The sequence below is a fragment of the Gordonia sp. YC-XJ4 genome (assembly GCF_059511865.1).
On record NZ_CM183447.1, the window covers coordinates 2,494,163 to 2,509,275 of the forward strand.

Annotated in this window: 9 protein-coding genes; 8 read left to right on the top strand and 1 reads right to left on the bottom strand. The window is 68.5% G+C overall.

Annotation, left to right across the window (positions count from 1 at the left end):
- Positions 1-177: 177 nt before the first annotated feature.
- Genes AC5ZH6_RS11040 through AC5ZH6_RS11070 form a run of 7 tightly spaced genes read left to right on the top strand, consistent with a single transcriptional unit; the run spans position 178 to position 10,967 of the window.
- Complete coding sequence (locus AC5ZH6_RS11040; RefSeq protein ID WP_288335805.1) at positions 178-3,090, top strand: phosphoenolpyruvate synthase; 2,913 nt, start codon at positions 178-180, stop codon at positions 3,088-3,090.
- The gene (locus AC5ZH6_RS11045) at positions 3,083-6,577 is read left to right on the top strand and encodes an AMP-binding protein (protein WP_288335807.1); all 3,495 of its coding nucleotides are present in this window, start codon (positions 3,083-3,085) and stop codon (positions 6,575-6,577) included. Before AC5ZH6_RS11040 ends, AC5ZH6_RS11045 begins: the two co-directional genes overlap by 8 nt.
- Complete coding sequence (locus AC5ZH6_RS11050; RefSeq protein ID WP_288335809.1) at positions 6,574-6,957, top strand: acyl carrier protein; 384 nt, start codon at positions 6,574-6,576, stop codon at positions 6,955-6,957. The genes AC5ZH6_RS11045 and AC5ZH6_RS11050 overlap by 4 nt, the downstream gene beginning before the upstream one ends.
- The gene (locus tag AC5ZH6_RS11055) at positions 6,954-8,057 is read left to right on the top strand and encodes an SDR family oxidoreductase (protein ID WP_006371392.1); all 1,104 of its coding nucleotides are present in this window, start codon (positions 6,954-6,956) and stop codon (positions 8,055-8,057) included. Before AC5ZH6_RS11050 ends, AC5ZH6_RS11055 begins: the two co-directional genes overlap by 4 nt.
- Positions 8,054-9,031 (top strand): nucleoside-diphosphate kinase, encoded by a 978-nt coding sequence (locus AC5ZH6_RS11060; protein WP_288335810.1) that lies wholly within the window; start codon positions 8,054-8,056, stop codon positions 9,029-9,031. The genes AC5ZH6_RS11055 and AC5ZH6_RS11060 overlap by 4 nt, the downstream gene beginning before the upstream one ends.
- Positions 9,028-10,038, top strand: a complete 1,011-nt coding sequence (locus AC5ZH6_RS11065) for a ScbA/BarX family gamma-butyrolactone biosynthesis protein (protein WP_288335811.1) — start codon at positions 9,028-9,030, stop codon at positions 10,036-10,038. Before AC5ZH6_RS11060 ends, AC5ZH6_RS11065 begins: the two co-directional genes overlap by 4 nt.
- Positions 10,038-10,967 carry a hypothetical protein gene (locus tag AC5ZH6_RS11070; protein ID WP_006371395.1) on the top strand — a complete coding sequence of 310 codons (930 nt, stop codon included), beginning with the start codon at positions 10,038-10,040 and terminating at the stop codon, positions 10,965-10,967. Before AC5ZH6_RS11065 ends, AC5ZH6_RS11070 begins: the two co-directional genes overlap by 1 nt.
- Positions 10,968-10,994: 27 nt before the next feature.
- On the opposite strand, the gene AC5ZH6_RS11075 is transcribed toward AC5ZH6_RS11070, so the two are convergent.
- Positions 10,995-13,733: a cytochrome P450 gene (locus AC5ZH6_RS11075; RefSeq protein WP_288335812.1), complete on the bottom strand. Its 2,739-nt coding sequence runs from the start codon at positions 13,731-13,733 to the stop codon at positions 10,995-10,997.
- A 40-nt stretch (positions 13,734-13,773) separates the two neighbouring features.
- On the opposite strand from AC5ZH6_RS11075, the gene AC5ZH6_RS11080 reads away from it, so the two are divergent.
- Positions 13,774-15,054, top strand: coding sequence for a glycosyltransferase (locus AC5ZH6_RS11080; protein ID WP_211545134.1), 1,281 nt, complete (start codon positions 13,774-13,776; stop codon positions 15,052-15,054).
- Positions 15,055-15,113: the final 59 nt, after the last annotated feature.

Genomic DNA, 15,113 nt, shown 5'->3' on the forward strand with positions numbered 1-15,113 from the left:
TCGACAGGGTTCCCGATAACCACCACAAGTCGCGCTCATCGGCGAGGACGGCGAAAAAACGTCGCTCGTGGCACTCATTCGCGAGCGTTGATGAGTTGGTGCGGATCGTCGCAGGGTTGCGATGCCGTCCGTTCAGGCACAGGGTGACGACAGGCCCAACCCGACAGAGGAGCTGGTGTGGAGCCATTGGATCGGACGGCAGCGGATCAGACAGCAGGGGATCGGCCGCCAACGCATCGACCGGCATTGCATCGACCGGGCGATACGCAGATGGTCGCCGGAGACCCCGGCGGGAAAGCGCGTGGGCTGGCATTGCTGGCCGAGGTCGGCGTGGCTGTACCGGAATGGGTGGTGCTCGGCGCTGATCTATTCGAAAAGTATGTGCAGGAAACAGGTCTCACCGATCTGAGGCATCTGGTGAACTCGGCCGAGGATGAACGCACCGCCCAGCGGTACGCGGCAGAATTGCGCGAGCGCGTCCTGTCGTCGTCGACGCCCGACGACATCGACGACACGATCGACGCGGCATGGTCGCGACTCGGCCGCGGACCGGTGGCGGTGCGGTCGTCGGTGGCGGCCGAGGACGGCGCGGACCTCTCCTACGCCGGCCAGTTCGAAACATATCTCAATATCACTGGAACACAGGATATCTCGCTCCGGGTGCGTCAATGTTGGGCGTCGGCGTACGCGCCGCGGGTGCTCACTTACAGGTGGGCACACGGGGTCCGCGAAGCGGATGCGATCGCCGTGGTGCTGCAGCGACAGCTCGATCCATTGACCAGTGGAGTCGTGTTCACCGCCAACCCCACGACCGGTGCCCGCGACGAGATGGTCGTCAGCGCGGTGTACGGACTCGGGGAGGGACTCGTCTCCGGCGCCGTCGACGCCGACACCGTCATCGTCGACGCCGACGGCTCGGTGCGCGCCACGACCATCGGGGACAAGGACTCCCGGGTCGTCACCGTGCCCGGCGGTGGCATCGCGACCATCGGCGTCGACGACGCCGACCGACGACGCGCGGCCCTGACCACCGGCCAGATACAGGAACTCGTCGCGAACGCCGAGCGGATCGAGGAGGCCATCGGCGCGCCCCAGGACATCGAATGGGCCCTCGACGGTGGGGGCCTGTGGTTCCTGCAGGCCCGCCCGATCACCACCGTGGCCACCGCCGCGCCTTCGTCGAGACCGGCGTCGGACTGGCTGATCCGCGGTGCGGGCGAGTGCGTGGCCGACGACGATCTGCGAATCTGGGACAACTCCAACATCATCGAGAGCTTCAACGGGATCACCTCGCCCCTGACCTACACCACCGCCGCCGACATCTACGGTCGCGTCTACCGCGGCTACGCCGAATCGATGCGCCTGCCGCGGGCGGCCCTCGCCCAGATCGACACCTGGACGCCGGTGATGCTGGGCAGTTTTCACGGACGTGTGTATTACAACCTGCTCCACTGGTACCGCATGGTCGGCATCGCGCCGGGGCACGCCCTCAACCGCAAGGTCCTCGAGGCCGCGCTCGGAGTCGCCCAACCACTCGACAAGGACCTGGCGCGAACGCTCAAGCCGTACTCCCTGGCCAACCCGATCCGGCGGCTCGTCGTGCGAGCGGTCACCACGGCGGTGTACCTCCGTCGGATGCGCGACATCGACGACCTCGTCGAGGACTTCCTCACGGAGTTCTATCGCGTCTACGACCGCTTCGAGAACCTCGATGTGGACACCATGACCGGTGAACAGGCCTATCGCACCTACCGCGAGGTGGAGGGCGATCTGGTTCGCCGATGGGGCCCGCTGATGGTTCTCGACGCGATCCTGCTCACCCTGACCGGTGCGATGTATCTGTTGACCAAGATCTTCCTGCCCAGGGCACCCGAATGGTTCCTCTACGCCGTCGTCGGACCAGGTGCCGATGTCGAGTCCGCCGAACCGGCCCGGGCGATGACCGCACTCGCCGAAGTGGTGTCCGCGGACCCCGACGTCCGCGAACTCGTCACCACCACCCACCCCGCATCGATTCGCCGCGCCCTGCACGAGGGCGGCCACGATGTGATCGCCGCAGCGGTGGAGAACTACCTGCAGCGCTACGGGTACCGGAGCCTCGACGAACTGAAGCTCGAGGTCCCCGATCTGCGTGAGGATCCGTCGTCGTTGTTCGTCATGCTGCGCAGCGCACTCGCGCGCGGCACGGAATCGGCCGCACCTCCCGACCCGGCCATGCATTCGGATCCGGCCACGCGTTCCGCTACCGCGCCGCCGGAGTCGGCCCAGCAGTACCTCGATGCCCATCTACACGGACTACGTCGGCGCACATATGACGCGCTGCGCGGCAAGCTGTCCCGGTGCGCCGCGCATCGTGAGCGTCTGCGATTCGCTCGCACAAGGGCTTTCGGCATGGTCAAACGGTTGATTCGCGTGATGGGGCGCGATCTCGCCGAGCGCGGCGTGCTCAGCGACTTCACCGAGGTCTTCGAGCTGACCGTCACCGAACTCCGCGAATGTTACGAATCGGGCCCACCCGACGATGTATCGGCCATGGTGTGCGCACGCAGAGCGGCCCGCCACGCCGACTCGACCCTGATCGCGCCGGAACGCTTCGAGACCCTCGGACAGCATCTCGACGACGCGGCACTTGCCGCGCAGGGCTGGACGCCCGTGGCCGAGATCGCTGCTGCGCCTGCGGGATCGGTGCTCGTGGGCACACCGTCGTGTGCGGGTACCGCCGAGGCGACCGCCCATGTGGTGACCGAGCCGATCGGCGTCGACGGAGGCATTCTCGTCGCCTATCGCACCGACCCCGGGTGGGTGGCCGCATTGCCGTCCGCCTCGGCGCTGGTCATCGAACGCGGCAGTCCGCTGACCCACGTGGCCATCGTCGCCCGCGAACTCGGCATTCCGACCGTGGTGCAACTTCGTGACGCGACGGCGTTGCTGCGCAGCGGGATGCACGTACGCGTCGACGGCACCGCGGGAACCGTGACGGTCGTGACGGATGCGCCGCAATCGACCGATACCGCACCCGACGACCCGCCATCGTCGGCCACCGCCACCCCGGACGGGGCGCGACTCGAGAGGACCCCCGACCATGCGTGATCGAACCGGCCGCGACGCACCCGAGATCATCCGAGGATGGCTGCGCGACCCCGCACCGGACAAGGGCATCCACCTCGCCGATGAGGACGGCGGGTGGATCTTCCACTCCTACACCGACATCGCCGGGCGAGCGTTACGCATCGCCGGTGCCATGCGCGAGCACGCGGTACGCCCCGGTGACGGAGTGTGCGTGATCCTGCCCACCGATGTCACCTGCGCGGCAGCGTTCTACGCGGTCTGGGCGTGCGGCGCGGTCTTCACACCGATCACCCCGCCGACCTTTGCCGACCTCGACGAGTACACCGCGCACGCCGCGGCCATCCTCGCCCAGGCCGCTCCCGCTCTCGTCGTGACCGCACCCGGTCTCACACCACTGGTGACCGACGCCGTGTCCGCGGCGGGACTCGACGTCCCGGTCATGGAGGTGGGCGCCGCCGGCTCGGACGCCACGCCGCTCGACGACCTCGCGCCGACGACCGAATTCGCTCTGCTGCAGTTCACCTCCGGATCCACCGGCATACCGCGCGGGGTCGAGATCTCCTGGCCCAATCTCGCGACCAACACCGCGATGATCACCGACCTGCTGTGCTGGCGTGCCGACGAACCGATGGCGTCGTGGCTTCCCCTCTACCACGACATGGGACTGGTCGGTGGCTTCCTCACCACGGTCACCAATCAGGAAGATCTGTACCTGATGCGACCCGACCAGTTCGTGCGTGATCCGGCGCGCTGGCTGCGCGCGATGGAGATCGCCCGCCACACACCGTCCCCGTCGTTCTCCTTGGGTTACCTGGCCCACCGTATTCGCCCCGACGACATCGACCGTCTCGACCTATCGGGATGGCGCACCCTCGCGGTCGGTTCGGAGCCGGTGGAACTGTCGGATCTGCAATCCTTTTGCCGCCTTGTCGCCCCACAGGGCTTCGACCCGGCCGCGATCACCCTGGCCTACGGACTCGCCGAATCGACGTTGATGGTCAGTTCCTCGAGGCGCGACCGGCCGATCACCCTGCTCCGGCCGGCCTCGCCACTTCGGTTCGGGGAGCCGGTCGACATGGGCAGATGTGCGGTGTTCGACGTCGATGCCGAGTATCCGGGATCGGGATGGATTGCCGGCCTGGGGTGTTCGACCCCTGACTCCGAGGTCGCCGTCGTCGACGACGACGGTCGGCCGGTGCCCGACGGGGTGCTCGGTGAGGTGACGGTCCGCGGTGGCTCCGTCGCCCGCGGCTATCTCGCCGGGTCACCGGCCGGTTCGACCCACATCACCGACGGTGTGCTCCACACCGGCGATGCCGGATTCCTGCACAACGCAGAGCTCTATGTCCTCGGTCGGATGGGATCGAGCCTGAAGGTGCGGGGCCGCTCGGTGTTCATGGAGGATGTCGAATCGACGGTGTCGGTCGAATGCGGGATCACCAAGGGCAAACTGGCGGCGGTGGCGATCACCGATGCCGGGTCGCAAGGCGTCGCACTGTTCGCCGAGACCGCGCCGGGAGAATGGATCTCCCACGCCCGCAACGTCATTCGCGGGCAACTCGGGCCCGCTCAGACGGTCACCGTCATCACCGGCGGGCGCGGCCTGATCCGGCGCACCTCGAGCGGAAAGCCGCGCCGGCGCCGCATGTGGCAGATGTTCACCGCCGGGGAGATGACCGACGCCGTGGTGCATGAGGTCGACGGCACCGCGAGTGCCGCCTCTGCGAGCACCGTCGCGTCGGCCCGGGAGACCGCCGACGACCGGGCCGTTCCGACGCTGCCCGCGCAGCGCGTGGCCCAACTCCTCGATACCGCACTCGACTCGGTCGTCGTCCCCGACAACTGTGCGATCGTGTTCGAGGGGTCACTCGCCGAGGGATTCGGCAACGAAGGCTCCGACGTCGATTTCCTCGTCGTGGCGGGCGGCGACGAAGAATTGCCGACGCTGCCGACGGTCCTGTTCGGTGACGGCCGCCGCCTCGAGGTGCGCACCCGTTCGCTCGCCCAGCTGCGCCACCACTTGGAGACGATCGCCGATCATCTGGCCACCGGCACCGTCTCCGAGCTCGACGAGGATCTACTCAACCGGTGTCAACGATTCCTGCGCTCGACCACGATTCGTACGAGCGCCCTCGTCGACCTCGACGAGCTGCGGGCGATCATCGACCACCGCCGTTTCGGTGAGGTGATGGCGCGATGGTGGCGCCATCGCGCGGTGGCGGTGCTGCGGCACGTCACCACTCTGCGGACCCTCGGTGCCGACGACGAAGCGATCGGGTGGATGCGTGATGCACTCGTTCAGGCGGCCAAGGCATGGTGCGCCGAGCGCGGCGAAACCTACGTGGAGACCAAATGGCTTCCCCGACAGCTCGATCGGATCGACGACGAGAGGATGACCGAACGGTGGACCGCTGCGACGACACCGCCCACGCCTGACGCCGACTCGACCGGCTCCTGGTGGGTGGCGGCCACCGACCTGCTCGCGGAGATCGGAATCGACGCGAACGAGTGGACGGATGCGCGGCAGCTTCGGCTCGCACGAGTTCCCGGTGTGACGACGTGGACCATCGGTTCGCGTGTGCACGTGGTGCGTGGTGTGCGGGACGTCTTCGTGCTCTCCGACCCCGCGGCACAAGCGTGGCGGCAGATGGTATTCCGTCGTCCGGTGCTCGAGATCTGCGACCGCGGTGACCGTGCCGGGCGGGCGGAGCACCGCCCGGTCGCGGAGTACCTTGCCGAGTTCCTTCGACTCGGTGTCGTCGGAGTGGACTGGGCAGGCGCCGGGCCCATCCGGCCGGCGATCGCGATGTGCGAGGTCTCCGAACCGTACACACCACCGCCGGCCACGAGCGGTCCGATCGTCGGACTGGGTGGGGCGGTCGCCCCGCCGAGGGAGGGCGTTGCCGTGCTCTCGCCGTTGCCCGCAGAGCGATTCGCCTCGGCCGGCCTACAACTCACCTGGGCCAACATCGTCGCCGAGAACGCGCGGGAGGACCTCGTCGGCGCCCTCAAGAGCGGGCAGGGCGGTGTGGCCGATGTTGCAGCGCCACGCCTGATCGCAATGATCGCCCGAATGGTGCTCTCGGCGTGGGGAGTTCATCCTCTTCCTCCCGATGTCACTCCGGCAGCCACGCTCCGCAGGATCCTGCCGAGCCCGATGATCGAACCCTCGACACTCACCGTCATCGAGCGGGCCGCCCATTTCCGATTCGACGACATCTTGTCCTCGGGCGGCGACGGACTCGCCGAACTCGAGGTACTCGACGGACTCCTCGGCGCGGTCCGGGCGCTCGTCGGCAGTGACTTCCCGGCCTCCTTCGACTCCCGCGACCAATGGCGCCGCACCCTCGAGATCGCCTACGACTGGGTTCGCCTGGGCACTCACCTGGAGGTTCGGTTGCCGCTGGCCGAGGCCGCCGACCTGATGAACAGCGGAGGCGGACAACCACATCCGGTCGCCGACGCCCCGCCGGCACCGTCCACACCGATCGGGGGTGATGCCCGATGAGCGTCGATGAGCAGCACAACGCGGGCCCGGACCACCAGGTCCGACGGATCGTGGTCGCGATGGCGCCGAACCCGCCCGCGGATGCGCCGGCGGCAACCGATCGCCTCCGCGAGGACCTCGGATACGAATCCGTCCGGCTCATCGAGCTCACCATCGCCCTGGAGAGAGCGTTCGGCCTGCCGCCCCTACCGCCCGCCGAACTCGCCGGCGTGCGCCGGGTAGGCGATGTCGAGGCCCTCATCCGCCGCCAGATCGGCCCCGACGATAGTCGCCGGATCAGCCCCGACGATAGTCGCCGGATCAGCACCGACGATAGTCGCCGGATCAGCACCGACGACAGTCGCCGGATCAGCACTGACGGTAGAGGAGAAGGCCGATGACCCCGTCACATGATCGGCGCCGGCGTGATCACATCCTGGTGACCGGCGCTGCGGGCCTGGTCGGTACCGAGGTGTGCCGCAGACTCGAGGCGTCGGGCCGGCCGGTGATCGGCGTGACCCATCGCAACGACTCACTGATCGCCAACGACGGTGCACCCGTGACCATTTCCGACACGATCACCGGTGACGTGCGACTCGGTGGATTCGGTCCCGCGGTGACCGCCCGGGCCGATTCGCTGGCCGGTCGGGTATCGACGATCGTGCACTGCGCGGCGACCACCGCCTTCGATGCCGCCGACGAGGACTACGCGCAACTCAATGTGGGTGGCACCGCGCACGCCGTCGACCTTGCCCGCGCCTGGGACGTCCCGTTGGTGCACGTGTCGACCGCCTATGTCTGCGGCATGCGGGGCGGCACGATCGCCGAGGACGAGCTCGACGTCGGTCAGGTGTTCGGAACCCGCTACGAGAAGAGCAAATTCGATGCCGAGAAGCTCGTCGAACGGGCCCGCGCCGATGGGTTGCGCGCGGTGACGGTCCGGCCCGGGATCGTGACCGGCGTGAGTACCGACGGTGCCATCCGGGACCACAAGAACCTCTACACCGTCGTCAAACTCATGGTCGAGGGCAAACTGCGCACGCTGCCGGGACGCTACGACGCCACACTGTCGCTCGCGCCGGTCGATCACGTCGCCGACATCGTCACCGCCGCCACGTGCCACGCCGCCGATCTCGACGGAAAGGTACTGCACGCGTTGAGCTCTCGGCCGGTGACCCTGCGGGAGCTCTCCGACGTCCTGGCCGAGTATCCCTCCTTCCATGTGGCCACCTTTGTCCCGGATGCCACCTTCGATCCCGATGCGCTCGAGGTGATCGAACGCGAGTACTTCCGCCGGGTCGGCTCGCTCTACACCAGCTACTTCCAACGGCGGCAGACCTTTTCGACCGGCATCGCCGAGACTGTCCTGGGGCGGCCGGCACCGGAATGTGGACCCGACTACTTGCGATTGCTTCTCGACCATTGCCTCGACATCGGCTACCTCGGTGCGCCACTGCCAGACGTGGAGACCGTCCTCGCCGGCCTCGGTGGTGCTCGATGACCGTGAAGACCGAACGCGCGCACCACGCGACGACCCCCATGACCGCCGATCTGCTCACCCGGATCGGCGTCGACGGCGCCGACCTGTCGACCCACCTCGGCGACACCTACGTGCTCGAGGCGATCGAGCATCTCGATCGGATGGGTGTGGAGGCAGACTGGTTTGCCACCCGATGCTCACTGCTGCTCCTCAAACCCGACGCCGTGGTGGCCCGTGGCGTCGCGCCGACGCTCGATTGGCTGGCCGCGCATCGGTGGCGAATCCTGCACGCCGCACGGGTCGAGTCGGGACGCCACCTCGCGAGGGCGTTGTGGCAGACCTCGTGGGCGCGGGCGTCGGTCGAGCGTCGCCGACTGGCCGACCTCCTGGTCGAGATGTGCGACTCCATGGTCCTTCTCGTCACCGACGACCACAGCGCTGTCGGTGCCGCGGACGGCGCTGTCGGCGTTTCTGCGGGCGCTGTCGGCGGAGAATCGGCGACGGTGCGGCTGACGCGGGAGAAGGGTCCCACCGATCCGACGGCGGGTGCTCCGGGTGAGCTGCGGCATGCGCTCGGGCACCGCAGCTACCTGCTGAACCTCGTGCACACCCCCGATACCCCGGTCGAGGTGTTGCGGGAATGGGCGATCATGCTCGACGAATCCGGTCGCGAGGCCTGCCTGCAGGATGTGATCGACGGTGGTGTCGGCGTCGCCGAGCGGGTGGCGGCGTTGGCTGGGGAACTGTATTCGCAGACACCGGTGCGTGAGTTCGGGCGGGCAGTGGCCGCCGAGCGGGTCGCCGCCCAGATGAATGCTGCTGCTGCTGCACGCCCCGCGTCCCCGTGGCCCGACCTCACCGATGACCGGGTCTGTGCCGACATGCTGCGCAGCGCCAGGGCGAACGGGATCGACCTGGACCCGTGGTCGGTGATCGTGCTCGGCTCCCACGTTCTGCCCATGACATCCGACCCGACCCGACGGGAGTGCAGATGACCACCCATATGACACCGACCCCGGACCATCTCACCGTGGCGCCTACCTTCCACAGTCAGACGATTCCGCGCGAACTCGTTCATCGGTGTTCCGTCTCGGAGGTGTTCGTCACGTCGTTGTCGCGCGCGCAGCCGGATCTCGGCGACGACGAATTCCGCGTCGGTGCGCAGCTTCCGCGGATGCACGCCTACTTCGGGGATCACCGTGGGCCGCAGGCGGGTCGGCACGACCCGTTGTTGGTGATGGAAACCGCGCGGCAGGCCGCGATCGCGGTGACCCACCAGTTCTTCGACGTGCCGCTCGACAGCGCCTTCCTGGTCCGTACCTTCAACGGCGTCGCCGACGCACCCCTCGCCGACGGGGCGTGGCGGCCGGGATCCCGGCCCGCAGACGTCGACATCGCCGTCGGCATCGGTGCCCGCCATGTCGTCGCCGACCGGCTGATCGGACTTGACATGGTGCTGGCGATCTCGGCCGACGGTGCGCCACTGATGACCGTGGACGGGTCGTTCTCCTGGACGACCCGTGCGCAGTGGTCGGCCCTGCGCGCGCAGGCGCGCGGCGGTGCGGAACGCGGGCGCGTCCACGTGGCCGAGCCGGCACATCCACACGTCGTCGGCCGCTTCGACCCGCGCAACGTCGTGGTCGGGGTGTGCGCGCGGGATGGCCACGAGACGCGGGGCGAACTCGTCGTCGACACCGCCCACCCGGGCTTGTTCGATCACGAACTCGACCACGTGCCGGGCACCCTGCTGCTGGAAGCGGCGCGACAGATCGCGCTTGCTCATGTCGGTACGGACGTGCGGATCGCGGCGGTCCGGAGTTCGTTCGGCCGGTTCGTCGAACTCGATCGGCCGGCGAGGTGCATCGCACGTACAGACCATGCATGTACAGATCATGGGCACGACCCGGCCGACCCCGGAGCGGCAATCTCGGTGCTGGTGACGATCGAGCAGGGCGGCACCGCGTGCGCCGAGGTCCGGCTGGGTGTGGTGATCGGGACGTGATGGTGACCGAAACCCTTCGGGCGTCGTCGGTCTCGGTTGCGCGCATCGCCCGATTCACCGCGGTGATGTTCAAGCCGCAATATCTGCTCTTCGGGGTCCTGTGGGTGCTCGCGGCCGAAGGGACTGCGGCCCGGCTCAGCGGTGTGCGTTGGGAGCCCGGAGCGGCAACGGTCGTGCGCGTGGTGGTCGTGGTGCTCGTTCTGCTGTTCCTGCGGATGGTCGACGAACAGAAGGACCTCGACTACGACCGTGTGTACCACCCGGACCGGCCGCTGGTGACCGGTGCGGTCACCGCCACCGACCTGCGCGTTGCGATGCTCGTGCTCGGGGTGGTCGTGGTGGTGCTGTCCGGGACGGCGGGTGTGGGCTCGGCGATCGCGATCGCAGCGGTGCTCGCCTACGGCCTCGGTCTGTGGGCCGCCGAGACGGTGTGGCCTGCGCTGCGGCGGTCGGTGCTCGGCAATCTCGCCGTCACCTACCCGGTGCAACTGGTGTTGGCGGCGTATGTGATCGCCTCGGCGGTCGACACCGGACAGGTGGACGCAGCATGGTCGACGGCGTGGGTCGCGGTGCTGATGGCCGGGTCGTTCCTGCAGTTCGAGTTCGCGCGGAAAATATCTCGCCGGCCGCGACCAGGTGAGATGTACTACTCGAATCCGCTCGGTGCCGCCGGCGCGGTCGGTGTCTCGATGGGCTTCGTCGCCCTGACGACCGTCGCGGTCCTGGCCATCTGGACGCCGTGGCGATTCGATGGCGTCGGCGCCCTTTTCGGTTGGGCGGCAGTGGTTCTCGCCGTCGTCCCGGTCGGGGCCGCGGTGGTGTGGCTGCGTTCGCGCCACGACGGATATCCGCCCGTACCCGCCGCGGTGTACGTCCTGACCGTCTACCTCGCGGTCATCGGCGCGGCGCTGGCCACCCCGACGGGATGAGGTGACTCACCGATGACCAGCGCTCGCTCATCGCCTCGGCTCGAGGCGCACCCGGACCTGCGAGGGGGCGGCGACGAAATCGGTGGTCGATGGCCTGACCCGGCGGCGTCCGGCCGGCCGGACGATCCAGCGCGAGTACAGGGCTGCCGAGCACAACAGGATCGTCGAGATCGCGAACGTGTTTCCCGGGCAATGGCGTTCTCCCACACCGAAGGCAAGATCGGCTTTCCGGTCGAGATACTCGGCTCGGTCCGGCTGCCATCGGTCCGGGTCGAAGGTCTCCGGATCGGTGTAGAACCGTGGGTCGTGCAGGACGAGGTACGGGCTGTAGATCACCGTCGAACCGTCCGGCAGGGTGAGTCGACCGGTCTCGTCGTCGCCGAGGGTCACCGGCCCGTCGGCGGTCTGACTGCTGATCCACGGCCCCCACATCCGCAGTGTCTCGGCCACGACCCGACGCAGGTAGGTGAGCTGTTCGAGGTGGTCGGGGTGTACCGGTCCCTCGCCGACGACGCGTTCGACCTCTTGTGCAACAAGGGAACTCACGTGCGGGTTGCGGGCGACCTCGTACCACACCCAGGCCAGGATCGATGCCGTCGAACCGACGCCGGCGGCCACCATCAGCAGCAGTTCGTCGATGATCTCGTCGTCGGACAGGCCGATTCCGGTGTCCTCGTCGGTGTGTCCGACGAGGACCGACAGGACGTCGCCGTGATCGACGCCTTGGCTTCGGTAGCGGCGAACGACGGCGCCGATGGCCTCGCGCAGCATCGCCGAATCCCGCGCGAAACGCCGGTTCGCGTGCATCCGCATCCGGCGGACGGGGGCGGGCAGTGCGCCGCGGATGATCACCTCGCCGAGCAACCAGGGCACGGTTTCGCGAACCCGATCGAGCGCGTCGGCGCCGAAGTCGGCACGAAACAGCGTCGAGGTGACGGTCTGCAGGATCAGACCGTGCGCCTCGGTCCGCAGGTCCACCGGACGCTCATAGGGCAGACCGCGCGACCAGTCGTCGGCGATGGCGGCCGTGGTGACCGCATACCGCGCCAGCCGACGCGCCCGCAACGCCGGTGCCATCTGACGCCTGCGCATCTCGTGGCGTCGGCCACTGAGGACATTGGAGGCCTCCCGGATCGCCTCGTGCATCGCCTCCTGCAGATCTGCGCGGTGGAACTCGCCTGCGGTCCGAAAACCGATCTGCCGGATCAGTTCCGGAGTCGTGACCAGATAGGCGGGCCGGGTCCCGAGGTCCACGCGCACCACCGGGCCGATACGGCCCAGGCCGACGATGAAATACAGTCCCTGTCGCAGGGCGACGACGCTGTGGCCGAGCCCGGGTACGCGCCCGGGCGCGCTCGGGGCGTCCTCGGGCCGCACAGGCATACTTCCTCGGCGCAGTCGCTCGGTACCGACGAGTTCCCGGTAGATCCCGATGGTCTGCCGGGTCATGCGGGACTGGGGGACTGCCTTGTCGGACAACGCATCTCGTGGAGCAGCGAGTCGTTCCGGGTCGGCGATCACCGCTGCGATGACCGCGGCGACGGAATCGGCCGACGGATCGGCGGCGCGCAGCCCGCCGCCGGTGGGCACCGTCTCGTCGAGGTCGGGATCGCAGTAGATCACCGGGAGACCGGCAGCGGCGGCCTCGAGCAGGACCAGTCCCTGGGTGTCGAAACCGGCCGAGGTGAACAACAGCGCGTCGGCGTCGGCCATCGCGGCCAGTACTCCGGCCCGGTCGGTCGAACCGAGCAACCGAATACGTTGTCGCAGCCCGAATTCGTCGACGAGGGTACGGATGTGGTGCTCCTGATCGCCGCTGCCCAGGATGTCGAGGGTGCATCCCGGGGTCGACGCGACCGCCTCGACGGCCACCATCGGACGCTTCTCCGCGGAGATCCGGCCGCACCACAGCAATCTGAGCGGATCGTCGTGGCTGTGAGTCGACCGTTGCGGCAGTGTGGCCAGGAGATCGTCGTCGACACCGCCGGAGACGACCCGGATGTCACCCGAGAGACCATGGCGGCGCAATCGGTCGGCGAAGTGCTGGGTCGGTGCGATCACCACGTCGGCGGTACGCGCCTGCGCAAGCATCATGTGCCACACCTGCCGTGCGGTGCGGGACTCGGCAACCCGCGCGACCCCTCCGCCGTGGGTCAACAGGCGGGGGGAGACGAAGCAACGGTGCAGGATTCGCATTCCCACCGCGGACGCCCAGGGCGCGGGAGAGGTGCGTTCGACGAACACGTCGTCGCGACTGTGCATCGTCTGGACGAGCGGAATGTGGTGCCGCCGGGCGATTTTGGCGCCGAGGATCGCAACGCCATAGGTGGTGTGCACGTGCACGACGTCGATCGGGGCGCGTCGGATCAGTTCATTCTCGACCGCCGCGAGGACTCCGCGGGTGGGTACGACGAACGGAAATCCGTTGACCGACAGCGCCCGCGGTGCGGGGACGGGCACGAGCCAGGTGGGCACGGCGGCCTCCGGATCGGTCGGCGCAGGAGCGAACACGGTCACCCGATGGCCGAGGCGTTCGAGTGCCCGACGCTGGTCGTCCACCGCGGTCGAGATGCCACCGAGCGATCCCGGCGGGAAGTCGGTGAACATGGCGATGTGCAGCCGGTCGTGGGGCATACCGCCGGGCTCAGGCGCCGTTGGCTCGCCGGGCTCGGGCGCCGTTGGCTCGCCGGGCTCGGGCGCCGTCGGCTCGCCGGGCTCGGGCGCCGTCGGCTCGCCGGGCTCGGGCGTCGCACTGTCGGGTCGCATTGTCTGCAGGGTAATCCACACCGCAATCGAAAGGAGTCACATGAGGATCGCGATCCCGTTGACGGGAACACGCGGAGACGTCCAGCCGGCCGTGGCGCTGGGCGTGGAACTGCGCCGGCGCGGGCATGACGTCCTCGTCGGTGCGCCACCGAATCTCCTCGACTTCACCCGTCGTGCCGGTCTCGACGCGGTGAGTTGCGGACCCGATGTGGCACAACTGTATTCCTCCGATGAGGGTCAACGGGCGTTGGCCGCGGGCAGCAGCCTGGCATTGATGCGACTGGTCGGTGCGCAGATGGCCGACTATGCGTCTCGGATGAACACGGAGGTGATCGAGGTCTGTCGCGGTGCCGACGTGGTGGTCGCGACGCTGCTGACCGAGGATCGTGCGGCGTCGGTGACCGAGGCCTTCGGCATCCCGATGGTGACGATGCACGGATTCCCGGGGCGGCCGAGCCGCAGCTATCCGTTCCCGGGCGCGCTGCCACCGACGATGACACCGCCCGCGGCGGTGAATCGCGCGACATGGCTGCTCGCCGACAACGTCCGTCGGCTCGTCTTCCTGCGATACCTGACTGCGTTGCGCGCGGAATTGGGGCTACGTCGGAGTCTGGCGATTCCCGCCCAGATGTGTGCTCGCCGAGGGATTCCGGAGATCCAGATCTACGATCGCGCACTGGTGCCCGGCCTGGCCGAGGAATGGGGGCACCGACGACCGCTCGTCGGGTTCCTGCCGCTGGAACCCGACACACGTGCCGCGGTCGGCGACCTCGACGGTGACCATGCCGAGGTGACCAAGTGGATCGGGGCCGGGAGCCGGCCGGTGTACTGCGGCTTCGGCAGCATGCCGATCCGTGACGCATCGGCCACCGTCGCCATGATGCGGACGGTCGCCGCACGGCTCGGCGTGCGCATCCTCGTCAGCGCGGGGTGGAGTGATCTCGATCCGGGCTCTCGCGGCGTCGCCGACAGCGACGTGATGGTCACCGGTGCGCTTGCACACGATCTGATCTTTCCCCGATGTGCGGCAGCGGTGCATCACGGGGGGATCGGCACGACCTTCGAGAGTCTGCGCGCGGGCATTCCGACACTGATCTGTTCGGTGTCGTTCGACCAGCCGATGTGGGGTGGGCAGGTGACCCGGCTCGGGGTGGGCGGGCACCTCCCGTTCGCCGACCTCGACGCCGATTCGCTGACCGATGCTCTCCGCGCCATCCTGCGCCCCGAGACCGTCGATCGCGCGGCCCGGTTCGCGGCACGACTGACCGAGCACTCCGACGCCACCGCACGCACGGCCGACATCGTCGAGACCGCCGCGTGAGGCGGAATGGCGGCAGCCGGTCAGCGATGACATGCTTGTGCACCGACCACGCGAATACA